This window comes from Bradyrhizobium huanghuaihaiense, from assembly GCF_007830635.1.
GTDB classification, from domain to species: Bacteria; Pseudomonadota; Alphaproteobacteria; order Rhizobiales; family Xanthobacteraceae; genus Bradyrhizobium; species Bradyrhizobium huanghuaihaiense.
This window is the reverse complement of the sequence record NZ_VLLA01000006.1, coordinates 205,622-230,679: the sequence shown is the minus strand read 5'-3', so window position 1 is coordinate 230,679 and position 25,058 is coordinate 205,622. Positions and strand designations below refer to the sequence as shown.

General features: G+C 65.2%; 15 protein-coding genes. 8 read left to right on the top strand and 7 right to left on the bottom strand.

Going from position 1 to position 25,058, the window contains the following annotated elements:
* The first annotated feature begins 94 nt into the window (after positions 1–94).
* From IQ16_RS15590 to IQ16_RS15565, 6 genes are all read left to right on the top strand, one after another.
* On the top strand, positions 95–184 hold the full coding sequence (locus tag IQ16_RS15590) for a K(+)-transporting ATPase subunit F (RefSeq protein WP_018641117.1): 90 nt from the start codon (positions 95–97) through the stop codon (positions 182–184).
* A gap of 112 nt (positions 185–296) precedes the next feature.
* Positions 297–2,000 carry a potassium-transporting ATPase subunit KdpA gene (gene kdpA / locus IQ16_RS15585; RefSeq protein ID WP_018641115.1) on the top strand — a complete coding sequence of 568 codons (1,704 nt, stop codon included), beginning with the start codon at positions 297–299 and terminating at the stop codon, positions 1,998–2,000.
* A gap of 25 nt (positions 2,001–2,025) precedes the next feature.
* Entirely contained in the window at positions 2,026–4,140 is a 2,115-nt protein-coding gene (kdpB, locus tag IQ16_RS15580) for a potassium-transporting ATPase subunit KdpB (RefSeq protein ID WP_026311716.1), read from the top strand.
* Positions 4,141–4,247: 107 nt separating this feature from the next.
* The gene (locus tag IQ16_RS15575; protein ID WP_018641113.1) at positions 4,248–4,853 is read left to right on the top strand and encodes a K(+)-transporting ATPase subunit C; all 606 of its coding nucleotides are present in this window, start codon (positions 4,248–4,250) and stop codon (positions 4,851–4,853) included.
* Positions 4,854–4,893: 40 nt separating this feature from the next.
* Positions 4,894–7,617 carry a sensor histidine kinase gene (locus IQ16_RS15570; RefSeq protein WP_018641112.1) on the top strand — a complete coding sequence of 908 codons (2,724 nt, stop codon included), beginning with the start codon at positions 4,894–4,896 and terminating at the stop codon, positions 7,615–7,617.
* Entirely contained in the window at positions 7,614–8,303 is a 690-nt protein-coding gene (locus IQ16_RS15565; protein ID WP_018641111.1) for a response regulator, read from the top strand. The genes IQ16_RS15570 and IQ16_RS15565 overlap by 4 nt, the downstream gene beginning before the upstream one ends.
* 234 nt (positions 8,304–8,537) lie before the next feature.
* Here IQ16_RS15565 and ku read toward each other — a convergent pair whose 3' ends face one another.
* Positions 8,538–9,422 (bottom strand): non-homologous end joining protein Ku, encoded by an 885-nt coding sequence (gene ku / locus IQ16_RS15560; RefSeq protein ID WP_018641110.1) that lies wholly within the window; start codon positions 9,420–9,422, stop codon positions 8,538–8,540.
* Between the two features lie 117 nt (positions 9,423–9,539).
* Here ku and ligD point away from each other — a divergent pair, with 117 nt between their 5' ends.
* Positions 9,540–12,209 (top strand): DNA ligase D, encoded by a 2,670-nt coding sequence (gene ligD / locus IQ16_RS15555; RefSeq protein ID WP_018641109.1) that lies wholly within the window; start codon positions 9,540–9,542, stop codon positions 12,207–12,209.
* 132 nt (positions 12,210–12,341) lie between these two features.
* On the opposite strand, the gene IQ16_RS15550 is transcribed toward ligD, so the two are convergent.
* Positions 12,342–12,506: a DUF3309 family protein gene (locus tag IQ16_RS15550; RefSeq protein ID WP_018318514.1), complete on the bottom strand. Its 165-nt coding sequence runs from the start codon at positions 12,504–12,506 to the stop codon at positions 12,342–12,344.
* A 179-nt stretch (positions 12,507–12,685) separates the two neighbouring features.
* Here IQ16_RS15550 and IQ16_RS15545 point away from each other — a divergent pair, with 179 nt between their 5' ends.
* A complete protein-coding gene (locus IQ16_RS15545) occupies positions 12,686–13,003 on the top strand; it encodes a polyhydroxyalkanoic acid system family protein (RefSeq protein WP_018641108.1) in 318 nt (105 codons plus the stop codon).
* Positions 13,004–13,006: 3 nt separating this feature from the next.
* Here IQ16_RS15545 and treY read toward each other — a convergent pair whose 3' ends face one another.
* From treY to treS, 5 genes are read right to left on the bottom strand one after another with little or no spacing between them, the layout of a single operon-like run.
* A complete protein-coding gene (gene treY / locus IQ16_RS15540; protein WP_145831585.1) occupies positions 13,007–15,793 on the bottom strand; it encodes a malto-oligosyltrehalose synthase in 2,787 nt (928 codons plus the stop codon).
* A gap of 1 nt (position 15,794) precedes the next feature.
* On the bottom strand, positions 15,795–17,546 hold the full coding sequence (gene treZ / locus IQ16_RS15535) for a malto-oligosyltrehalose trehalohydrolase (RefSeq protein ID WP_145831584.1): 1,752 nt from the start codon (positions 17,544–17,546) through the stop codon (positions 15,795–15,797).
* Positions 17,543–19,621, bottom strand: coding sequence for a glycogen debranching protein GlgX (gene glgX, locus IQ16_RS15530; protein WP_018641105.1), 2,079 nt, complete (start codon positions 19,619–19,621; stop codon positions 17,543–17,545). The genes treZ and glgX overlap by 4 nt, the downstream gene beginning before the upstream one ends.
* 3 nt (positions 19,622–19,624) lie before the next feature.
* The gene (gene glgB, locus IQ16_RS15525) at positions 19,625–21,772 is read right to left on the bottom strand and encodes a 1,4-alpha-glucan branching protein GlgB (protein WP_026311715.1); all 2,148 of its coding nucleotides are present in this window, start codon (positions 21,770–21,772) and stop codon (positions 19,625–19,627) included.
* A complete protein-coding gene (treS, locus tag IQ16_RS15520) occupies positions 21,765–25,058 on the bottom strand; it encodes a maltose alpha-D-glucosyltransferase (RefSeq protein WP_018641103.1) in 3,294 nt (1,097 codons plus the stop codon). The genes glgB and treS overlap by 8 nt, the downstream gene beginning before the upstream one ends.

The following is a 25,058-nucleotide window of genomic DNA, read 5'->3' as shown; positions in this document are numbered from 1 at the left end:
TGATGGACATTCTGATGCTGGCGCTGGGCTTCGTCTTCTTCGCCCTCGCGATCGGCTACACCTATGCCTGCGAACGGCTGTGAGGGAGCACACCATGATCTTCGATTATGCGCTCGCCGGCGCCGTCTCGTTTGGCCTTCTGGTCTACCTCACCTACGCGCTGCTGCGGCCGGAACGGTTCTGACCCGTGCTGCTGCTTCTCGAATTGCTGCTGGCGGACGCCGCGCTCGTCGCCGGCCTGCTTGCGATGCTCCTGCCGCTTTTGCGCCGGACACAAGGTCTGAAGGGTTAATGCCATGACTATGATCGGTTGGATCCAGATCATTCTCTTCTGCGTCATCATCGTCTCGCTCACAAAACCGCTCGGCGGCTACATGACGCGCGTCTTCAACGGTGAGCGCACGTTCTTGTCGCCGGTGCTGCGCCCCATCGAGGCCGGCATCTACTGGATTTCCGGCGTCGACGAGAGACGCGAGCAGCACTGGCTGACCTATACGGTCGCCATGCTGCTGTTCCATGTCGGCGGCTTCCTCATCATCTACGGCGTGATGCGGCTCCAGGCCGTGCTGCCGTTCAATCCCGCCGGCCAGGGCGCGGTCGTCGAAGATCTGTCCTTCAACACCGCGATCTCCTTCATCACCAACACCAACTGGCAGAACTACGGCGGCGAGAGCACGATCTCCTATCTCGTGCAGATGCTGGGCCTGACGCACCAGAACTTCCTGTCGGCGGCCACCGGCATCGCGCTCGCAGTTGCCCTGATCCGCGGTTTCTCGCGCGCCTCGATGCGCACGGTTGGCAATTTCTGGGTCGACGTCACCCGCACCACGCTCTACGTGCTGCTGCCGATCTGCGTCGTCTACACGCTGTTCCTGGTCTGGCAGGGCATTCCGCAGACGCTCGGGCCATATGTCGAGGCGACGACGCTCGAAGGCGCCAAGCAGACCATCGCGGTCGGCCCGGTCGCCTCGCAGGTCGCGATCAAGATGCTCGGCACCAACGGCGGCGGCTTCTTCAACGCCAATGCTGCCCATCCCTTCGAGAACCCGACCGCGCTGTCGAACTTCGTGCAGATGCTGTCGATCTTCCTGATCGGCGCTGGCCTCACCAATGTGTTCGGCCGCATGGTCGGCAACCAGCGCCAGGGCTGGGCGATCCTCGCCGTGATGGGCGTGCTGTTCGTCGCCGGCGTCACTGTGACCTATTGGGCGGAAGCGAACGGCACCTCGACGCTCCACGCTCTGGGCCTTGCCGGCGGCAACATGGAGGGCAAGGAAGTCCGCTTTGGCATCGTCGCCTCCTCGCTGTTCGCCGTGATCACGACGGCTGCGTCCTGCGGCGCGGTCAATGCCATGCATGACAGCTTCACCGCGCTCGGCGGCATGATTCCGCTGATCAACATGCAGCTCGGGGAGATCATCATCGGCGGCGTCGGCGCCGGCCTCTACGGCATGCTGCTGTTCGTCGTGCTCGCGATCTTCGTCGCGGGCCTGATGGTCGGCCGCACGCCGGAATATGTCGGCAAGAAGATCGAGGCGCGCGAGGTCAAGATGGCGATGCTCGCGATCCTGGTGCTGCCGCTGATGTATCTCGGCTGGACCGCGGTCGGCGTGGTCTATCCGGCGGCGGTCGCCTCGATGGCGAATGCCGGCCCACACGGCTTCACCGAGGTGCTCTACGCCTTCACCTCGGCGACCGGCAACAACGGCTCGGCCTTCGCAGGCCTCACCGGCAACACCTTCTTCTACAACCTCACGCTCGCATCGGCGATGTTCGTCGGCCGCTTCTTCATGATCGTTCCGGCGATGGCGATCGCGGGCTCGCTCGCGGCCAAGAAGTCGGTTCCGCCGTCGGCCGGCACGTTCCCGACCACCGGCGGGCTGTTCGTTGGCCTCGTCGTCGGCGTGATCCTGATCATCGGTGGCCTCACCTTCTTCCCGGCGCTCGCGCTCGGCCCGATCGTCGAGCAGCTCGCGATGAACGCCGGCCAAGTGTTCTGACTTCTGACTGTTCGGAGTGACCTCCATGGATACGATGAAACTGCAAAAACGCGCTCCAACGTCGGCGATGCTCGATCCCAGGATCGTGGTCCCTGCGATCCGGGCGTCGTTCACCAAGCTCGACCCGCGGCTGATGGTGAAGAACCCCGTGATGTTCGTGGTCGAGATCGTGGCCGCGCTCACCACGGTGATCTTCCTGCGCGACATCGTCACGGGCGGAGCTGGTCTCGGCTTCACCTTCCAGATCATCCTCTGGCTCTGGTTCACGGTGCTGTTCGCCAATTTCGCCGAAGCGGTGGCCGAAGGCCGCGGCAAGGCGCAGGCCGAATCGCTGCGCAAGACCCGCACCGAGAGCCAGGCCAAGCTCCTGACCGGCACCGGCCAGGCCTTCAAGCTGGTTCCCGGCACGAGCCTCAAGGTCGGCGACATCGTGCTGGTCGAAGCGGGAGACACCATTCCCTCCGACGGCGAAGTGATCGAGGGCGTGGCTTCCGTCAACGAGGCCGCCATCACCGGCGAGTCCGCGCCCGTGATCCGCGAATCCGGCGGTGACCGCTCGGCGGTGACAGGCGGCACGCAGGTGCTGTCCGACTGGATCCGCGTGCGCATCACTGCTGCGCAAGGCTCGACCTTCATCGATCGCATGATCAAGCTGGTCGAAGGCGCCGAGCGGCAGAAGACGCCGAACGAGATCGCACTCAACATCCTGCTCGCCGGCCTCACCATCATCTTCGTGTTCGCCACCGTCACCATTCCGAGCTACGCCGCCTATGCCGGTGGCTCGATCTCGGTGATCGTGCTGGTCGCGCTGTTCGTGACGCTGATTCCGACCACGATCGGCGCGCTCTTGTCGGCGATCGGCATCGCCGGCATGGACCGCCTGGTGCGCTTCAACGTGCTGGCGATGTCGGGCCGCGCGGTCGAAGCCGCCGGCGACGTCGACACGCTGCTGCTCGACAAGACCGGCACCATCACGCTCGGCAATCGGCAGGCGACCGCGTTCCGCCCCGTGCGTGGAGTCACCGAGCAGGAGCTGGCGGACGCCGCCCAGCTCGCCTCGCTCGCCGACGAGACCCCGGAAGGCCGCTCCATCGTCGTGCTGGCGAAGGAGAAATACGGCATCCGCGGCCGCGATATGGCCGAGTTGGGTGCCACCTTCATCCCGTTCACGGCGCAGACCCGCATGAGCGGCGTCGATGCCGGCGGCTCGTCGGTGCGCAAGGGCGCTGTCGATGCCATGCTGAACTATGTCGGCGGCGGCGCGCCGATGGCGGTTGCCTCCGGCAATACCGCGCGCGCCATTCAGCCCAGCGGGCTCTCCGAGGTCGGCCGCGAGATCCAGACCATTGCCGACGAGATCTCGAAGGCCGGCGGCACGCCGCTTGCGGTTGCCAGGGACGGCAAGCTGCTCGGCGTCATCCAGCTCAAGGACATCGTCAAGGGCGGCATCCGCGAGCGCTTCGCCGAGCTGCGCCGCATGGGCATCCGCACCATCATGATCACCGGCGACAACCCGATGACGGCAGCCGCCATCGCGGCCGAAGCCGGCGTCGACGACTTCCTGGCGCAGGCAACCCCCGAGGACAAGCTGAGGCTGATCCGCGACGAGCAGGCCAAGGGCAAGCTGGTGGCGATGTGCGGCGACGGCACCAACGACGCGCCGGCGCTCGCCCAGGCCGACGTCGGCGTCGCCATGAACACCGGCACGCAGGCCGCCCGCGAGGCCGGCAACATGGTTGACCTCGACTCCAACCCGACCAAGCTGATCGAGGTGGTCGAGATCGGCAAGCAGCTGTTGATGACGCGCGGTGCGCTGACGACGTTCTCGATCGCCAACGACGTCGCCAAGTATTTTGCGATCATCCCGGCGATGTTTTTGGCGTTCTACCCGCAGCTCAACGTGCTCAACGTCATGAACCTGTCGAGCCCGCAGAGCGCCATCCTGTCGGCGATCATCTTCAACGCGCTGATCATCATTGCGCTGATCCCGCTCGCGCTGAAGGGCGTCGCCTACCGCGCCGTCGGCGCCGGCGCGCTGCTCCGCCGCAACCTCTTGATCTACGGGCTTGGCGGCATCGTCATTCCCTTCATCGGCATCAAGGCGATCGACCTCGTCGTTGTTGCCCTGCATCTGGCCTAACGCCGTCATTGCGAGCGAAGCAATCCAGAGATGCCTCCGCGGTCGAAAGCCCTGGATTGCTTCGTCGCTTCGCTCCTCGCAATGACGGAAGAAATCGGAGAAAACACATGCTCAGAGAAATCCGCCCCGCCATCGTCCTCTTGCTGGTGCTCACCGCCATCACGGGGCTGGCCTATCCGCTCGCAATGACCGCCATCGCCGGGGCGATCTTTCCGGCGCAGGCGCAAGGCAGCCTGATCGAGAAGGACGGCAAGGTGGTCGGCTCCGCCCTGATCGGGCAGGAGTTCAAGGACGACAAATACTTCCACGGCCGCCCCTCGGCGACGCTGGCGCCAGACCCGAATGATTCGACCAAGACGGTTTCGGCGCCCTACAATGCCGCCAATTCGGGCGGCTCCAATCTCGGACCGACCAGCAAGGCGCTGGCCGACCGGCTGAAGGAGGATGTGGACAAGCTCAGGGGCGAAAATCCGAATGCTTCCGTGCCGGTCGATCTGGTCACCACCTCGGCCAGCGGCCTCGATCCGGACATCTCGCCGGAGGCAGCGGAATTCCAGGTGCCGCGCGTCGCCAAGGCCCGGAATATGCCGCAGGACGCTGTGAAGCAGATCGTGGCTGCCAACGTCCAGGGCCGTCTGTTCGGCTTGCTCGGCGAACCCCGCGTTAACGTACTGGCGCTGAACCTCGCGCTGGATCGCACTGCCGCCAAGTAGCGGTCTAGGCTCGCGGTGCGCAGATGATTATATTGACAACATGGTCCGAGAGCGCCGCGATCCCGAACAACGTCCGTCTCCCGAGGCGCTGCTGGAAGCTGCGCGGCGGGAGGAAAGCGCGAGCGGCAAGCTGAAGATCTTCGTCGGCGCCGCGCCCGGCGTCGGCAAGACCTACGAGATGCTGCAGAGCGCCCATGCCAGGCGTAAGGCCGGCATCGACGTCGTGGTCGGCTTCGTCGAGACCCATGGCCGGGCCGAGACCGAGGCGCTGGTCCGCGGGCTCGAAGTCGTCCCTCGCAAGCGGCTCGATTACCGCGGCCAGATCGTCGAGGAGATGGACCTCGACGCCGTGATCGCGCGCCGGCCGCAAATCGCGCTGGTCGACGAGCTCGCCCACACCAATGCCGCCGGCAGCCGCCATCCCAAGCGTTATCTCGACGTCGAGGAGCTGCTGTCCCACGGCATCGACGTCTACACCGCCGTCAACATCCAGCACATCGAGAGCCTGAACGACGTCGTCGCCCAGATCACCCATGTCCGGGTGCGCGAGACCGTGCCGGATTCGGTCTTCGACCGTGCCGACGCCATCGAGCTGATCGATCTCACGCCTGACGATCTGATCCAGCGGTTGAGGGAGGGCAAGGTCTATGTCCCCAAACAGGCCGAGCGGGCGCTGGAGCATTATTTCTCGCCCGGCAATCTGACCGCGCTGCGCGAGCTCGCGCTGCGGCGGACGGCCGAACGGGTCGACGAGCAGCTGCTCACCCACATGCAGGCCAATGCGATCGCCGGCCCCTGGGCCGCGGGCGAGCGTATCCTCGTCTGCGTCAGCGAAGATCCACGCGCGGCTGGCCTCGTCCGCTACACCAAGCGGCTGGCCGATCGGTTGCATGCACCCTTCACCGCGATCTCGATCGAGACCCGGCGATCCCTGCAATTGTCCGACGAGGAGCGCGATCGCCTCGCCGATACGCTGCGGCTCGCGGAGGCGCTGGGCGGCGAGGCGCTGACCATTCCCGCCGTCGGCCGCCGCATTGCCGACGACGTCATCAACTTCGCCCATGGCAACAACGTCACCCAGATCGTGATCGGCAAGTCGACCCGCTCGCGCTGGTTCGAGATGACGCGCGGCTCTGTCGTGCATGATCTGGTGCGCCGCGCCGGCAATATCAGCGTTCACGTCATTCCGGGCGACGAGCTCGCCGAAGAGGCGGCGCCCAAGACGGCGGTGCAGACCGCGGCGCGGTCCGAGCCGTTCGATGCGCGTCCCTATCTGATGGCGCTTGGGATCACCGCGGCTGGCCTTGCTGCCGCCGTGGCCATCAAGCCGTATTTCGGCGTCGAGAACGTCGACCTGATGTTCCTGACCGCGGTGGTGGCCGTTGCCGTGCGCTACGGACTGTGGCCATCGCTGCTTGCGAGTGTTGCTGCGTCGCTGGCCTACAACTTCTTCTTCCTGCCGCCGGTCTATACGTTCACCATCACCGATCCAACCAATGTCGCGGCGTTCTTCTTCTTCATGCTGATTGCGTTCGTGGTGTCGAACGTTGCGGGACGCGTGCGCACGCAAGCCGACACTGCCATCGGCCGCATCAGGACCACCGAGCAGCTCTATGCCTTCAGCCGGAAGCTCGCCGGCACCGCTACCCTCGACGACGTATTGTGGGCGACGGCCTATCAGATCGCGCTGATGCTGAAGGTCCGTGTGGTGCTGCTGCTGCCGGAAGAGGGCCTGCTGACGGTCAAATCCGGCTATCCGCCGGAGGATGAACTCGACCAGGCCGATCTTGCCGCCGCCAACTGGGCCTGGAGCAACGATCGTACGGCGGGTCGCGGCTCGGACACCTTGCCGGGGGCAAAGCGGCTGTTCCTGCCGATGCGCACCGGGCGCGGCCCGATCGGCGTCATCGGCATCGACGACGACCGCACCGGCCCGCTGCTGACGCCGGATCAACGCCGGCTGCTGGACGCGCTGGTCGACCAGGGCGCGCTCGCGATCGAGCGCGTGCTGCTGGTCGAGGACATGGATCGCGTCAAGCGCACCGTCGAATCCGAGCGGCTGCGCTCGGCGCTCTTGACCTCGATCTCGCATGACCTGAAGACGCCGCTCGCCTCCGTGCTGGGCGCGGCCTCGACCATGCGCGATCTCGCCGGTGCCTTGTCCGACACTGAGAAGCGCGACCTGCTCGCCACCGTGATCGACGAGTCCGAGCGGCTCAACCGCTTCATCGCCAATCTGCTCGACATGACCAAGCTCGAGTCCGGCGCCATCGTGCCCAACACCGCATTGCACGATCTCGGCGAGATCATCGGCAGCGCGCTGCGCCGTGCCAGCAAGATCCTGACCGCGCACAAGGTCGAGCTGATGCTGGCCGCCGATCTGCCGATGCTCCAGCTGGACGCCGTGCTGTTCGAGCAGGTGCTGTTCAACCTGCTCGACAATGCAGCGAAATATTCGCCGCCCGACACCACCGTCTCGATCCGGAGCCGACGCGAGCGCGATCAGGTGGTGCTGGAGGTTGCCGACGAGGGCGACGGCATTGCGCCTGACGAGCTCGAGAGCGTGTTCGACAAGTTCTACCGGGCGCAGAAGGGCGATCATGTCCGTCCCGGCACGGGCCTCGGGCTCGCCATCTCCCGCGGCTTCGTCGAAGCCATGCGCGGCACGATTTCGGCCGCCAACCGCAATGACCGGCGCGGCGCGGTCCTCACCATCCGTCTGCCGGTTCCGGCCCAGACCAACGCATTGGATACCGCCGCATGAGCGCCGCCGCAATCAAGGTCCTGGTCATCGACGACGAGCCGCCGATCCGCAAACTGCTGCGGATGGGGCTGACCACGCAGGGCTATGAGATCCTGGAAGCACCGAACGGCAAGACCGCGCTCGAAAAGCTCGCTGAAGGGCCAGCACTGATCATCCTCGATCTCGGCCTGCCCGACATCCAGGGCCATGAGCTGCTGCGGACCATCCGGTCCCGCAACGAGGCCGTGCCGATCGTGGTGCTGTCGAGCCGGGGCGACGAGGCCGGCAAGGTGCAGGCGCTCGATCTCGGCGCCGACGATTACCTGACAAAACCGTTCGGCATGGACGAGCTGCTGGCGCGCCTGCGCGCCGCGCTGCGGCACCAACTCCAGGTCCAGGGCGAGCGCCCGGTGTTCCGCACCGGCGATCTCTCGGTCGATCTCGTCCGCCGCATCGTCAAGGTCGGCGAGCGCGAGGTCAAACTCTCGCCGAAGGAGTACGATTTGCTGCGCGTGCTGGTGCAGCACGCCGGCAAGGTGCTGACACATCGCTTCTTGTTGAAGGAGCTGTGGGACGAACTGACGGATGCGCAATATCTGCGCGTCTATGTCCGTCAGCTCCGGCAGAAGATCGAAGCCGATCCGGAGCGTCCGCAATATGTGCTGACCGAGACGGGGATCGGGTACCGGCTGAAGGCGGGGGATTGACTTTGGAAAATGCGTAGGATGGGTAGAGCGCAGCGAAACCCATCAAGCCGCTGCGCCCGCCGATGCATGATGGGTTTCGCTTCGCTCTACCCATCCTACGACAACTGTATCCACATCGTCATTGCGAGCCAACGGGTCCGCGCGAAGCGCGGCCCGATGACAGGCTCCGCGAAGCAATCCAGAGTCCCTCCGCGGAAAGAGTCTGGATTGCTTCGCTGCGCTCGCAATGACGGATCAGCCCGCCTTCCGATGCCTTGCCGTCGCCCGGTGCGTCTTCCGCGCGCTGCGTTGCCGCCCCGTCGCGCGCCGCGCATGCGACTTCGCCGCCGTCTTCTTCCCGCCGCGCCCCTTCAGGCTCTGCTTCAACGCATCCATCAGGCTGACGACGTTGCTCGGGCGCTCCTCGGGCTCGGGCAGTTCGATCTTCTTGCCGCTGGCCTTGCGCTTCACCAGCGCCTTCAGCGCGTTCTCGTACTCGTCCTTGAATTCGCCGGGATCGAAATGTGCGGCCTTGGTGTGCAGGATGTGGCCGGCGAGCTCGACCATGTCCTTGGTGATCTTGGGGCTTTTGATGTCGTCGAAGAACTGGTCCTCGTCGCGGAGCTCGTAAGGATAGCGCAGCGTGGTGCCGAGCAGGCCCTTGCCGAGCGGCTCGATCGCGATGATGTGCTCGCGGTTGGTGAGTACGATCTTGGCGAGCGCCACGCGATCCTGGTCCTTCATGGCATCGCGGATCACCGCGAAAGCGTCGGCCGCGGCCTTGCCGTCAGGCGCGATGTAGTAGGGATGGTTGAGATAGCGCTGGTCGATTTCCTCGCTCGGTACAAAGCTCTCGATGTCGATGGTGTGATTGCTCTCGATCTGCACCGCCTCGAGCTCCTCCGGCTCGATCTCGACATATTTGCCCTTGCGCAGCTCGTAACCGCGCCCCTTCTGGTCGCTCTCGACGACGTCGCCGGTCTCGGCATCGATCATCTGCTGCTTGAGACGGTTGCCGGTCTCGCGGTTGATCATGTGAAATCGGGTCTTCTCGGCCGCCGTCGTCGCGGGATAGAGCACGACGGGGCAACTGACCAGCGACAGCTTCAGCGTTCCCTTCCAATAGGCACGGGGGGCCATTCCATTCTCCAGTGTTTTCAAGACGATTTGGAACCCCAACCTCGCCATCGGGTTTTGGTTCCGGGTGGGACTTTTGCCGTGATAGGCTCGAAAGCCGAAAGAGAAGCGGGACCGGTCGTGCTGCGAAAACTCTCCACCTACCAACAGAAGCGTGATTTCGAGAAGACGCCCGAGCCATCCGGCAAGACCGCGGTGGCGCCGTCGGAGCAGCGCCGGTTCGTGATCCAGAAGCATGACGCCACCCGCCTGCACTACGATCTCCGGCTCGAATTCGACGGCGTATTCAAGTCCTGGGCCGTGACCAAAGGGCCCTCGCTCGATCCCCACGACAAGCGCCTGGCGGTCGAGGTCGAGGATCACCCGCTCGACTATGGCGATTTCGAAGGAACGATTCCGGAAGGCCAGTATGGCGGCGGCACGGTCATGCTGTGGGACCGCGGTACGTGGGAGGCGGAAGATCCGGAAGCCGGCTTCAGAAAGGGCGATCTCAAGTTCACGCTCCACGGCGACAAGCTGCAGGGCAGCTGGGTGCTGGTGCGCATGCGCAACCGCGGCGGCGAAAAGCGCACCAACTGGCTCCTGATCAAGCATCGCGACGACTATGCCCGCGAGGGCGCGGACAACGACATTCTCGACGAGGACACCTCGGTCGCCTCCGGCCGCGCGATGGAGCAGATTGCCGAAGGCAAGGGCCGCGCGCCAAAGCCGTTCATGCTGGCGAAGGGCGCAGGCAAGGCCAAGGCGGACGCGGTGTGGCAGTCCAATCGTGCGGAGGAGACGAGAGGCAGGACCTTGCAGCCGGCGCCGCGCACGGCGTTGAAGGTCGGAAAGAGGGGAAAGAAGACGACGACGGCGACGAACGCCAAGAAGGTCTCGGCGATACCGGACTTCGTCGCGCCGCAGCTCTGCACGCCGGTCGAGCGGCCGCCGGCCGGTGCGGGCTGGTGTCACGAGATCAAGTTCGATGGCTACCGCGTGCAGCTCCGGATCGAGGACGGCGAGGCCACGTTGAAGACGCGCAAGGGCCTGGACTGGACCGACAAGTTCGGCTCGATCGCGAAGGAGGCGACTTCGCTGCCGGACGCCATGATCGATGGCGAGATCGTCGCGCTCGACCATAACGGCGCGCCGAATTTCTCCTCACTCCAGGCCGCGCTGTCCGACGGCAAGACCGACGACCTCATCTTCTTCGCGTTCGATCTGCTTTTCGCGGAAAATCAGGACTTTCGCCGGCTGCCGCTCGGCGAGCGCAAGGAGCGGCTCAAGGCGCTGCTGGAGGCGCGCAAGCGGAAGTCGGCACAGATCCGCTATGTCGAGCATTTCGAGAGCGGCGGTGACGCCGTGCTGCAATCGGCTTGCAAGCTCGAGCTCGAAGGCGTGGTGTCGAAGAAGCTCGACGCACCCTACCGCTCCGGCCGCACCGAGAGTTGGATCAAGGCCAAATGCCGCGCCGGCCATGAGGTCGTGATCGGGGGCTACAAGACCACCAACGGCAAATTCCGCTCGCTGATGGCGGGCGTGCATCGCGGCGATCATCTCGCCTTTGTCGGCATGGTCGGGACCGGCTTTGGCGCCGACACGGTCAAGCGCATCATGCCGTCGCTGAAGGCGATGGAGAGCAAGGAGAGTCCCTTCGGCGGCAAGAATGCCCCGAAGAAGACGCGCGACGTGCATTGGCTGAAGCCGGAGCTCGTCGCCGAGATCGAGTTCGCCGGCTTCACCGCCGACGGCAATATCCGCCAGGCCGCGTTCAAGGGCTTGCGGCAGGACAAGCCGGCCGAGGAGGTCGAAGCCGAGACGCCGGTCGACACGGAGCTTGCCAAGCCCTCGGCAAGAAAGCGCGCTGCGAAGACCGCCAAGCGATCCAAGGACGCCGGCACCGCGGAAGTGATGGGCGTCGTCATCTCCAAGCCGGACAAGGAGCTCTGGCCCGAGGATGGTGATGGCAACCCGGTCACCAAGCTGGATCTCGCGCGCTATCTCGAAGCGGTCGGCGAATGGATGATCGTGCACCTCAAGGGGCGGCCATGCTCGCTGATCCGTGCCCCCGACGGCATCAAGGGCGAATGCTTCTTCCAGCGTCACGCCATGCAGGGAACGTCCAATCTTCTGGAGCTCGCAAAAGTCTCCGGCGATCGCAAGCCTTACTTGCAGATCGATCGGATCGAGGGGCTCGCCGCGGTGGCGCAGATCGGCGGCGTCGAGTTGCATCCCTGGAATTGCGCGCCCTATGCCTATGACACGCCGGGCCGGCTGGTGTTCGATCTCGATCCGGCGCCGGACGTGGATTTTGCCGACGTCGTGGAGGCCGCCAAGGAGATGCGGCAGCGGCTCGCCGACGTCGGCATGGAGAGCTTCTGCAAGACCACCGGCGGCAAGGGCCTGCACGTCGTGGTGCCGCTGCTGCACGGCGCGCGGGACAAGGTGAGCTGGAAGGAAGCCAAGGCCTTTGCGCAAGGGGTCTGCCAGTGGATGGCCGATGACGACCCCGAGCGCTATCTGCTCAACATGTCGAAGAAGCTGCGGAACGGAAAGATCTTCCTCGATTACCTGCGCAATGACCGCATGTCGACGGCGGTGGCCCCGCTGTCGCCGCGCGCGCGTGTCGGCGCCACCGTGTCGATGCCCGTAACCTGGGCGCAGGTGAAGAGCGATCTCGATCCGAAGAAATACACGGTGCGGACGGTGCCGGGCTTGTTGGGACGGTCCAAGGCCTGGGAGGGCTATGACGATGCGGCGGCGCCGATCAAGGCCGCGATGAAGAAGCTGGCGGGGAAGGTGAAGTAGGTCTCTGCCACAGGGAGAACTGCCGTAGGGTGGGCAAAGCGGAGCGTGCCCACGATCCTTTTTTTAACGGCGAGGAAGGTGGGCACGGCGCAAGAGCGCCTTTGCCCACCCTACGAGGTCTTCGCCGGGTCGCTAGATCCGTCCCATCAGCAGCAGGATCAGCAGGATGACGATGACAAGCCCAAGGCCGCCGCCGCCGTAATAGCCGGTGCCGTAGAACGGGCCGCCGCCAATGCCGCTGAAGCCGCCGAGCAGGGCGATGACCAGAATGATCAGAATGATCGTGCCGATTGACATGCGAGTCTCCTCCAGCCCTTGCAGAAAGGGTCGTTTGCACCTGTCCCGTGTGCGAGGGCAACTTGCCGCAGGTTTTAAAGTTCCGGTTTTGAAACGGGGCGACAGGTGCAAGTTGCATGGAACCTTTATCGCCGCGGCCGGCATGACTAAGTGAGGATCAATCAGCACGGGGCAGGACCATGTCAGCACCGCTTGTCGTTTCCATTCCGCATCGTCTCGGCCGCGAAGAGGCGGTGCGCCGGCTCAAGTCCGGGCTTGGCCGCGCGGCCGCCAGCATTCCCGTGATGCAGGTCGAGGAGGAGCGCTGGAGCGGCGACAGCATGAATTTCCGCATCCGCGCGCTCGGGCAGATCGCGACCGGCCAGGTCGACGTCGCCGACGATCACGTCAAGGTCCAGGTGGTCTTGCCGTGGCTGTTGCAGCGCTTTGCCGAGATGGCGCAGGCGACCATCAAGAAGCGCGGGCAACTGCTGCTGACCAAGGACGGCGGAAAGTGAGTTTCAGGCGCTTACGCGCTGCCGCGCAGGCCTGATGGCGCTCGCTGCGCGGGCCGGAATGACGGCTGCCGGAAGATCACGGAAAGCCTGTGCGATCGGCAGTGCGTTGCCCGCAAGTCCGGCCGCGGCATAGCCCGTGATATCGACGGTCGCGTCGAAGCCTCCAAGTGCGGGCCATTCCCGGCCCGCTTGCGTGAACGGCGCAAACTGGCGTCCGACCACGACGATCGCGGCGGCGCGGCCGCGGCGACGGGCGAACGCGATGACGTGCTCGGCGTGCGTGCCGCGCACCTCCAGCTTCTGGTAGTCGCCTTGCGCGAAGACGTCGGCGAGCTCGTTGCGCCGCCTGAGCAGTTGCCGCGTCCAGGCGAGCTTGAGCCGGCCATCCGGCCAGGACTTGATCAGTCCGCTCCAGTCCGGCGCTTCCAGCGCCGTCAGCGCCGCGTCGCGCGCGGCAAAATCCACGGGGCGGCGGTTGTCGGGATCGACCAGCGAGAGGTCCCAGAATTCGGTGCCTTGATAGACGTCGGGCACGCCCGGCAGCGTCGCCTTGAGCGTGAGTTGGCTCAGCGAGTTCAGCGCGCCGAGCAGCGCGAGACGGCGCGCCAGGGTCTGCAAAGCTTCCAGGAATTCACCTGACAGCGTGGGATCGAGGATCTTCGCGATGAAGCTCCTGACGCCGCTCTCATAGGCCTCGTGCGGGTTGAGCCAGCTCGTTTCCTCCTTGCCTTCGCGCGCGGCCTTGAGCGCATAGGCCTGGATGCGCTCGACGAAGCTTGCATCAAGCGGCCCCTGCAGCGGCCAGGCGCCGAGCAGGGTCTGGTAGAGCATGTATTCGAACGTCGCCGACGGCGCGCGCAGATGGCCGTGGAGCGCGAGATGCGGCGCGTTCAGGACCTTCCAGCGCGATACCGCGCTGGTCCATTCGCCGGGAACTTCGCTGAGTGCCGCAATCCGGGCGCGCGCGTCCTCGCCGCGCTTGGTGTCGTGGGTCGCGGTCGCCGTCATTCCTTGCGGCCACTCCCTGGCGCGCGCCCGCATCGCCTCGTGGAAGGCGGGAACGGTGAGGCCGGTGCTCGCGGGATCGCCGCCGACCTCGTTCAGCGCCAGCAGCCGATGGAACTGGTAGAACGCGGTGTCCTCCAGCGACTTCGCCATCACCGGCCCGGTGAACTGCTGCACCTTCAGCGCGAAGCGGCGTACGCGTGGCGTGCTGTGCGGGGGCCGGCCGGGCTTGAGCAGGTCCATGGTCAGCGCATCGCGCAGGAAGTCGAAGATGCCCTCGTCCGCGGCGAACCATTCGGCGCGGGCGCGCGCGATGGTGTCCTCGATCAGCTTGCGGTCGTGGGCGGTCGCCCCGGCCGTGGTCAGATAGGTGCGATAGACCGGGAAATGCAGCACATAGAGTTCGAGCGCCTGCCGCAGGCTGTCGGCTGAGAAGTCGCGCGTCGAATAATGCCCGTTGGCGATGCGCGCAAGCAGGCGCGTCAGCACGGTGAATTCGCTGGTCAGCAGTGTCTCCAGCACGCGCCGCTTGGCTTCCTTGACGTAAGGCGCAAGCCGCGGTGGCCGGTTGCTGATCTGGCGCCAGGTCTCGTCCAGCGCCTCCAGCCCCTTGGCGTCGACTAGCACCTGCGTGATGACGTTCATCCACTCGTAGCCGGTGGTGCCCTGGACGCCGGCGAAATGCGGCAGGTGCTCGTGCTCGCAGAGGATCTTTTCGATCACCGTATAGAACGGTTTTGTCTTGCCCTGCGCATCGCGCACCAGCCGGCGCAGCCGCTGGCAATATTGCGCGGGATCGCGCAGGCCGTCGATATGATCGAGGCGGATGCCCTGCAATCTGCCGTCGGCGACGAGCTGCTTCACCAGCCGGTGCGTGGCGGCAAACGTGCCGGGATCCTCGACGCGCAGGCCGGCGAGACCGTTGACGTCGAAGAAGCGGCGATAGTTGATGTCGCTGGAGGCAAGCCGCCAATGGCCGAGCTTGTAGTGCTGGCGCTCCAGCAGGTGATGCAGCGCCAGCGTCTGCGCGGGACGGTCCTTGGCGGCACGATAGGCGGCAAGACCGCGGCTGATGATGTCGGCGGCGCCTGCGATCTCCTTGAGCTCGGCCTTGAAGGCCGGCGCTTCCTTGCGGTTGGGCCGACGCAGCCCCGTATAGCGGGTTGCGAGCGCAAGCAGACGCTTGCCTGCCTCTGTCTCGGCGGCGTCCGCCTCCTTCACGATCACGCGCAGGATTTCGCCATAGCGCTCCGGCGCGATCGGCAGGCGGTGCTCAAAATACCAGGCGGAAAGACTGCCCTGTTCGGAATCGTATCGCAGCTCGATCTCGCCGCGCTCGAGTGCGTCGCCATAGGAGGAGCCGAGGATCGGCAGCAGCACGCCGCCGCGGGCGCGGTGGGGCAGGAGGTCCCAGTCGATGTCGAAGGCGGCCGCGTGCGGCGAGGCCTGGCCCCATTCCAGCACATCCAGCCACCAGGGATTGTCGGCAAAGTGCACGCCGACATGGTTGGGCACGAAATCGATGATGAGGCCGAGATCGTGCTTGCTGAGCGCCTCGCTCAGCCGCGCGAAGCCGGCTTCGCCGCCGAGCTCGGGACTGAGCTGGCCGTGATCGACGGTGTCGTAGCCATGCGTTGAGCCCTTGCGGGCCTTCATCACAGGGGAGGCGTAGAGATGTGTGATCCCAAGCGCCTTCAGATACGGCACTACGGCGGCAGCCTTGTCGAAGCCGAAATCTGCGGTGAGCTGAAGCCGGTAGGTCGCAAGCGGAATGGCCGGAGGCATGTCAACCTCCAAGACGCCAGACCACCGACCAGGGCGGAAGCAGATCGCCGATCACGCCGCCCCAGATCGACGTGCCCGTGCTGACGGTGGAGGTGATCTCGTGGTCCGACAGATTGGCGAGAAGGCGCAGCGTCGTGCCGTCGCCCATGCGCCAATGCGCGGTCAGCAGGCCATTGTCGGCCGCCTCGGCATCACCGAAGCTTGCGCCCTTGAGCCGCGGCATGATCTCCTTGCGGCGAAGCGCGAGCAGGTCACGCACCAAAGCCAGGCGCGCGTTCTGCTCCTGCGTGTGGCCGGTCCAGTCGAGCACCGCCGATTGCAGTGTTGCCGGATCGAGCGGGTCGGGCACTTCGTCGCCGTATTTCTCGTAGGCCCAGGCATATTCCTGCTTGCGGCCCTTGCGCACGGCATCGACAAGTCCGCCCTGGAAATCGCAGAAGAACGGGAAGGGGACCTTCGAGCCCCATTCCTCGCCCTGAAACAGCATCGGCACCATCGGCGCGAGCAGGGTCACGGCGAGCGCCGCTTCGATCTGCTGCGGCGATGCCAGGCTCTCGAGCCGCTCGCCGAGCGGGCGATTGCCGATCTGGTCGTGGTTCTGCAGGAAGTTGACGAAGGTTGCGGGCGGCAACTCGCCGCTTGGCTCGCCGCGCGGCTTCTTGCCCCAGAATTCCGAGATCTCGCCCTGGTAGACGAAGCCGGAAGCGAGCGCGCGCGCGAGGTCCATGCGCGGGGTCTGGTAGTCGCCGTAGTAGCCGGCGAGCTCGCCGGTCAGCATGACGTGCCAGACGTGGTGGTAATCGTCGTTCCACTGTCCCCGATACTTTCCGTTCGGCGGCTCCTGTGCGGCGTCGAGCAGGCTGGCGCGATTGTCGCCGTTCTCCAGCACGAGATGGATGTGCCGCCCCGTCGCCCTGGCAAGCTCGCCGGCGGTCACGCTGAGGTCCTGCAGCATCGATTGCTCGCCGGGGATCGCCATGATGTGGTTGGCGGCGTCCAACCTCAGTCCGTCGAAGCGGTAGTCGGTCAGCCAGGACAGCGCATTCTCGACCGCGAAGGCGCGCACCTGCGGCACGCGGTAGTCGATTGCGCTGCCCCACGGCGTATGCGCGTCGGTGAAAAAGGTCGGCGCATAGCGGCCGAGATAATTCCCCTCGGGACCGAAGTGATTGTAGACGACGTCGAGGAACACCATCAGCCCGCGCAGATGGGCCTCGTCGATCAGCGTCTTCAGATCGTCGGGACGGCCATAGGCGCCGTCGGGTGCATACCACAGCACGCCGTCATAACCCCAGCCGCGGCGTCCAGCGAAATCGGCTAGCGGCATCAACTCCAGCGCGGTGATGCCGGTCGCTGCGAGATGATCGAGCTTGTCGATCATCGCGCGGTAGGTGCCTCCGCTCGTGAAGGTGCCGACATGGGTCTCGATCAGCACCGTCTCTTCCCAGGGGCGGCCGCGCCAATCCTGCGCGCGCCAAGCGAACGCGTCGTGGTCGATCACCTCGCTTGGGCCGAAGACGTCGTCAGGCTGGAAGGCCGAGGCTGGATCGGGCACGTCGATCTCGTCGTCGATCCTGAATTTGTAGCGGCTGCCAGGGGTGAGGCCGACGATCTCGGTCACATACCAGCCGTCCTGCCGGCGCTGCATCGCGTGCCTGCGGTCGAGCAGAAGATCGACGCGGCGCGCGCCGGGCGCCCACAGCCGGAACGACACGCCGTCCTTGGTCGGCCGCGCCCCGAAGGATGGCCTCATGGCGCCCCCGCGAAGGCGAGCACGGAGCGCGGCGGCGCCTTGCTGTCGCTTCCGGACGGGAAGTCGATGGTGTTCAGCTTGGCATCGGTCGTGTTCAGGATCTGCTGCCAGCTCTTGTATTCGGACATTTTGGGCAATTTGAATGCGATCTCTTCGGGGGCGGCGTTCAGGACGATAAAGATCGCGGCGCTGCCGGGTTCCATCGGCCCCATCACATAGGAGAGAAACCGCCCGTCCGGGAATGTCCAGTCGCTCTCAGTCATCTCGTTACCTTCAGGCGTCAGCCACAGTGCGCCGTAGGAGACACCGTCCTTGGGACGGCCGTCGAGCCAGCGATGGCTGCGAAGCTGCGAGAAGCGGCGGCGGATGTCGGCAAGGTCGGCGACGAAGTCGACCATGTCCTCATCATCCTTGCCGAGATTGTCCCAGCCGACCCAGCCGACCTCGTTGTCCTGGCAATAGGCGTTGTTGTTGCCGGACTGCGAATTGCCGACCTCGTCGCCGGCGAGGATCAGCGGGACGCCCTGCGCCAGCATCAGACAGGCCAGCACGTTCCTGCGAAGCTGCCGGCGCAGGCCGAGGATCTTGGGATCGTCGGTCGGGCCCTCGACGCCACAATTGTTGCTGTGGTTGTCGTTGGAGCCGTCGCGATTGTCCTCGCCATTGGCCTCGTTGTGCTTCTCGTTGTAGCTGAAGAGGTCGGCGAGCGTGAAACCGTCATGCACCGTGATGTGGTTGATGCTGGCGCGCGGCCGCCTTCCGTCGTGATTGAACAGGTCGGAGGACGCCGTCATGCGGCTGGAGATGTCGCCGATCAGGCTGCCTTCGCCGCTCCAGTAGCGCCGCATGGCGCTGCGATAGCGGTCGTTCCACTCCGACCATTGCGAGGGGAAAGCGCCGACCTGGTAGCCGCCGAGGCCGAGGTCCCAGGGCTCGGCGACGAGCTTCACGGCGGCCAGCACCGGATCCTGCCGGATCGCGGTCAGAAACGAGCTGCCGCGATCAAAACCGTTCGGCCCGCGCGCGAGCGTGGTGGCGAGATCGAAGCGGAAGCCGTCGACATGGCAGACCTCGACCCAGTAGCGCAGGGAATCCATCACCATCTGCAGCACGCGCGGATGGGTGAGGTTCACCGACGAGCCGCAGCCGGTGAAGTCGTCGTAGTAGCGCGGGTTCTCGCGGTTGAGCCAGTAATAGGAGGCATTGTCGATGCCGCGGTAGCACAGCGTCGGGCCGAGGTGGTTGCCCTCGGCGGTGTGGTTGTAGACGACGTCGAGCATCACCTCGATGCCGGCATCGTGCAGGCGCGCGACCGTGGTGCGGAAGGAATCGAGCGCATTGTCCTGGGCGTAACGCGGCTCCGGCGCGAAGAAGGACAGCGAGTTGTAGCCCCAGTAATTGACGAGCTTCTTCTCGACCAGGATGCGGTCGTCGACGAAGCTGTGGATCGGCAGCAGCTCGATCGTGGTGACGCCGAGCTTCTTGAGGTGCTCGATCATCGCCGGCGAGGACAGGCCGCCATAGGTGCCGCGGAGGTTCGGCGGCACGTCGTCGCGCTTCTGCGTCAGGCCCTTGACGTGAGCTTCGTAGATGATCGTGTCTTCCCACGGAATGTTCGGCCGGATCTCGCGCCGGCCCCAGTTGAAGGTCTCGTCGACCACGACGGCCTTGGGCATGCCGCGCGCATTGTCGCGCCGGTCGAACGACAGGTCCTCGCGCGGTGAGCCGGTGCGGTAGGCGAAATGCGCATCGCTCCAGACCAGCCGGCCCGCGAGCCGCTTCGCATAGGGATCGAGCAGCAGCTTGTTGGCATTGAAGCGGTGGCCGTGCTCGGGCTCGTAGGGACCATGCACCCGGTAGCCGTAGAGCTGGCCGGGCGAGACGTCGTTGAGATAGCCGTGCCAGACGTCCTCGGTCCTTTCAGGCAGTTCGACGCGCTCGAGCTCGCGGCGGCCTTGGGCGTCGAACAGGCAGAGCTCGACCTTCTGCGCGTTGGCGGAGAACAGCGCAAAATTGGTGCCGCGTCCGTCCCAGCTTGCGCCGAGGCGTGCGGGCGATCCGGCGGTCAGGCGCATATGTCAGCTTTCCGGAACGAGGAAGATCGCGGCGAGCGGCGGAATGGTGAGGCGGAGCTCGGGCGTCTTGCCGTCAACGGTCTGGACCTCGCCGATGTTCCCGACATTGCTGCCGCCGTAATGGGCGGAGTCGGAATTGAACACCTCTTTCCACTTGCCGGCCAGGGGCACGCGAACGCGATAGCTGCGATAGACATTGGGGGAGAAGTTGACGATGACGAGGCATCGCGCGTGCTCGTCAAAGCCCTTACGCAGCCAGGCGAACACGTTGCGGTTGGCATCATCGGTGATCAGCCATTCGAAGCCGGCCTGGTCGCAGTCCATCTGATGCAGCGCCGGGACCGCGCGGTAGAGCCGGTTGAGGTCGCGGATCAGTGCCTGGATGCCGGAATGCACCTTGTATTCGAGCAGGTGCCAGTCGAGCGACTGGTCGTGATTCCATTCGCGGCTCTGCGCGATCTCGGCGCCCATGAACAGCAGCTTCTTGCCGGGGTGGCCGAACATGAAGCTGTAATAGGCCCGCAAATTCGCAAAGCGCTGCCATTCGTCGCCGGGCATGCGGCCGAGGATCGAGCGTTTGCCGTGCACGACCTCGTCATGCGACAGCGGCAGGATGAAGTTTTCCGAGAACGCGTAGTGCAGGCCGAACAGGATCTCGCCGTGATGATGCTTGCGGTGGATCGGATCCTTGCTGATGTAGTTCAGCGTGTCGTGCATCCAGCCCATGTTCCACTTGTAGCCGAAGCCGAGCCCGCCGAATTCGACCGGGCGCGAGACTTGCGGCCATGCGGTGGATTCTTCCGCGGCCGTGGTCGCCTGCGGGAAGCGGGCAAAGACCTCCGTGTTGAAGCGGCGCAGGAAGTTGATCGCCTCGATGTTTTCGCGGCCGCCATACTGGTTCGGAATCCACGCGCCAGGCGGCCGGCTGTAGTCGAGATAGAGCATCGACGCCACCGCGTCGACGCGCAAGCCGTCGATGCCGTAGCGCTCCATCCAGAACAGTGCGTTGGACACCAGGAAGTTCGTCACTTCGGTGCGGCCGTAATTGTAGATCAGCGTGCCCCAGTCGAGGTGGCGTCCCTGGAGCGGGTTGGCGTGTTCATAGAGTGCCGTGCCGTCGAAGCTGCCGAGCCCGTGCGGATCGTCGGGGAAATGGCCGGGCACCCAGTCAAGCAGCACGCCGATGCCTTCGCGGTGGCAGGCATCGATCAGCGCGGCGAAATCCTCAGGACTTCCGAACCGGCTGGTCGGCGCATAGAGCCCGGTCGGCTGATAGCCCCATGAGCCGTCGAACGGATGCTCGCTCACCGGCAGGAATTCGAGATGCGTGAACCCCATGTCGCGGGCATAGGCCGGCAGCTGCTCGGCGAGCTCGCGATAGGTCAGCCATTCATTGTCGTCCTTGCGCCGCCACGAGCCGAGATGGACCTCGTAGATCGACATCGGCGCCGACAGCGCGTTGATGCCGCCGGGCGCCGGGCGGGGCCGCGGCAGATGCGCCTCGTCGAGCACGATCGAAGCCGTCTTCGGCCGCACCTCGCTCGCAAACGCCATCGGATCGGATTTCAGCGGCAGCAGATGGCCGTGCGGGCCGACGATCTCGAACTTGTAGTGATCGCCGATCTTCGCATTGGGGATGAACAGCTCCCAGTACCCGCTGCCGCGCACCCGCATCGGATGACGCCGCCCGTCCCAGAAGTTGAAATCGCCGACCACGGATACGCGCCGCGCATTCGGCGCCAGCACCACGAAGCCGATGCCGTCGACGCCGTCGAGCCGCATCGGGTGCGCGCCGAGCTTGTCGTAGAGGCGCTGGTGGGTGCCTTCGCCCAGCAAATAGAGGTCGAAATCGGTGAGAATCGGCGGGAAGCGGTAGGCATCCTCGAATTCGACGACGTTGTTGCCGAATTTCGCGCGCAGCTGGTAGTGCTTCGAGCCGTTGGGCAGGGCTCCGATGAACAGGCCGGAGTCATGAACGCGGTCGAGCGGTGCGACCTCGCCATGCTCGCCGACCGCCTCGACATTGGAGGCCTCCGGCACGAAGGCGCGCACCACGCTCTTGCCGCCCTCGGGATGCAGCCCGAGATAGTGGAAGGGGTCGGAGTGGCGGCCCTCGATGATCGCGTAGGCTTCGGCTGGCAGTTTAGGCATGGGCTTCGCTCTCGGCACTGGACAGAATGCGAAGCAGTCCGGTCAGCGGCGCATGGAGCCCCTCGGGCCGGTGGGACAGTTCGTACTCTACGTCGTCGAACGCTTGATCAAGCAGGAAAAACCTTAACAGGCCTTGCGCGGTTTGCGGATTGTCCGGCCACAGCCGCCGGTCGGTCATGGCCTCGCGATAGGCGTGCAGGAACGTCGTGGTGGCGCGTTCGCGCCATTCGCCGAGCGCGGCTGCAAGCCGGTCCTGTTCGTCGGAGGCGCCCGTGAGCGCCCGGTTGAGGGCGACGTTAACCGAAAGATCAATCGAGCGGATCAGGCCTGCGACGTCGCGCGCGGCCGGCAGCTTGCGCCGCTTGTCGGCCAGCGGCCGGCGCGGATTGCCGTCGAAGTCGATGATGAAGATGTCGTCCTTCACGATCAAAGTCTGCCCGAGGCGGAAGTCGCCATGATGACGGATGTTCAACCCGCCGATGGCGGAAGGCAATAGTGCATTGAGGTGGCCGGGCAGGGCCGCGCGCGCTGCGCCGAGCTGGTCGATCAGCGGCCGGTCCGCCTCCCGCAGGCCGTCGCGGCTGTGGGCCAGGTGCTCGAATACGCGCTCGGCTCGCGCCTTGAGGTCGGACACCCAGCGCCTGGCGTGTTCGGAGCCGATCGGCTCCGGAGCGAGATTGTCCGGCTTTGCCGCGGCCAGGGCGACATGCAACTCGGCAAGCCGCCGGCCGATCTGCGCGATGAAGTGCAGGTAGGGCGCCTGCTCCTGGGTCTCGCGTGGTGCCTCGCCCGCGGGCAAGACCCGCTGCTCGTCGATATAGCGATCGAGATAACCGGTGGTCACGGTCCAGCCGTCGCCCTGGTTCTCGACAAAGGCGTGCAGCACGCCGAGCGTGCTGCGCCGAGCGTCCTCGACCAGCTCGACACTGCCGAGCAGCGCCGGCGTGTTGGCGAAGTGAGCCACCTCCGTGAGATAATGGCCGATCTCGATCTCGGGACTGGTGCCGCTTTCGAGCTGCCGATGGATCTTGACGACATACTGGTTGTCCACGAGCGCGGTGCTGTTGGACTGCTCGATCGCGCGGATGCGCTGGGGCTCCTTGATGGTGTAATCGGCGAACCGGCTGGTGGCTTTGAACTCCAGGCGTAGATTGTTCTCGTCCACCACCAGGTTTTGCGACAGACCCCGCAGGAAAAGCCCGATGAAGATCTGCTCAGTCGCAACGTCGAGCAGCGTGCCCTCGCGCGCACCCTGGCGCACGGCGGCGAGCGCCTTCGGGTTGAAGCGTTCGCGGTCGAAGCGTACCCATTCGATCTGCAGCGGCAGCACGTAGCGCGTCTTGACGTCGTCCCGCGTGGTCTCGAAGAACGCGATCCAGGGCCTGTTGTCGCCGATATCGCTGAAGGGTACCGCCGAGGTCAGCGCTGTCTGGATGTGCTTGGGATTGTGCTCCGGATACCAGCGTGTCCTTGCCAAAAATCCCGGCAGCACGTCGCGCTCGAACACGCCGCGCTCGCGCGCGAGCGACACCCAGTTCGAATTGACCGGCACGACCAGGGTCTCGAACTCCGGCACCGCGCGCGGCGTCACCGGCTCGGACTTGTCGCGCTCGGTGAGGTGGAACCAGTAGAAGCCGTAGGGCCCCAGCGTGATCATGTAGGGCAATTCGCCGATCGCCGGGAAACGCGTCCGTCCAAGCATCTCCTGCGGGATGCGGTCCTTCCACGGCGACAGATCGAGCTCGGTCGCCTGCGCGGCGCGCGAGAGATTGGCGACGCAGAGGATCACCTCGTCGCGATACTGCCGGACATAGGCCAGCACGGCGCGATTGGCCGGGCGGATGAAGGTCATGGTGCCGCGGCCGAAGGCGAGCGTCGACTTGCGGACCGAGATCAGCCGCTTGGTGGCGCTGAGCAGCGAGGACAGGCTGCGCGACTGCGCCTCGACATTCACGGACTCGTAGCCGTAGACGGGATCCATGATCAGCGGCGCGTAGAGCCGGGCGGGGTCGCAGCGTGAGAAGCCGCCGTTGCGATCCGGGCTCCACTGCATCGGCGTGCGCACGCCGTTGCGGTCGCCGAGATAGATGTTGTCGCCCATCCCGATCTCGTCGCCGTAATAGATGATCGGCGTGCCCGGGAAGGACAGCAGCAGCGAGTTCATCAGCTCGATCTTGCGGCGGTCGTTGTCCATCAGCGGCGCGAGGCGCCGCCGGATGCCGACATTGATGCGGGCGCGCGGATCGTTGGCGTAGGTGGTCCAGAGATAGTCGCGCTCGACGTCGGTGACCATCTCCAGCGTCAGTTCGTCATGGTTGCGCAGGAACAGCGCCCATTGGCAGCTTGCCGGGATGTCGGGCGTCTGGCGCAGGATGTCGGTGATCGGGAAGCGGTCCTCCTGCGCGATCGCCATGTAGATGCGCGGCATCAGCGGGAAGTGATAGGCCATGTGGCATTCGTCGCCACGGCCGAAATATTCCTGCACGTCCTCCGGCCATTGATTGGCCTCGGCCAGCAGCAGCTTGCCCTTGGAATAGGAATCCAGTTCCTGGCGCAGGCGCTTGATGATCGCATGCGTCTCGGGAAGGTTCTCGTTCGAGGTGCCCTCGCGCTCGCAGAGATAGGGAATCGCGTCGAGGCGGAAGCCGTCGACCCCGGCGTCCAGCCAGCGCTTCATCACCTGGATGAGCGCACTGACCACGCGCGGATTGTCGAAATTGAGATCCGGCTGGTGCGAGAAGAAGCGGTGCCAGTAGAACGCGCCGGCCTCCGGATCCCAGGTCCAGTTCGACTTTTCCGTGTCGGTGAAGATGATGCGTGTGCCCTGGTATTTCTGGTCGGTGTCGCTCCAGACATACCAGTTGCGGGCGCTCGAGCCGGGATGGCTGCGGCGCGCGCGCTTGAACCATTTGTGCTGGTCCGAGGTGTGGTTGACGACGAGCTCGGTGATGACGCGCAAGCCGCGCTTCTGCGCTTCCTGGATGAAGCGCTTGAAATCCTTCATCGTCCCGAAATCGGGATTGACCGAGCCGTAGTCGGCGATGTCGTAGCCGTCGTCGCGGCCGGGCGAGGGGTAGAACGGCAGCAGCCACAGCGCGGTGACGCCGAGCTCCTGCAGATAGGGCAGCTTCTCGGTCAGCCCGGCGAAATCGCCGATGCCGTCATGGTTGCTGTCGGCAAAGGCCTTGACGTGGAGCTGGTAGATGATCGCGTCCTTGTACCAGAGCTCATCCACGATCTCGGCAGCCTCAACTTTCTTGGTGTCGACGGAAGACAGAACATTCAT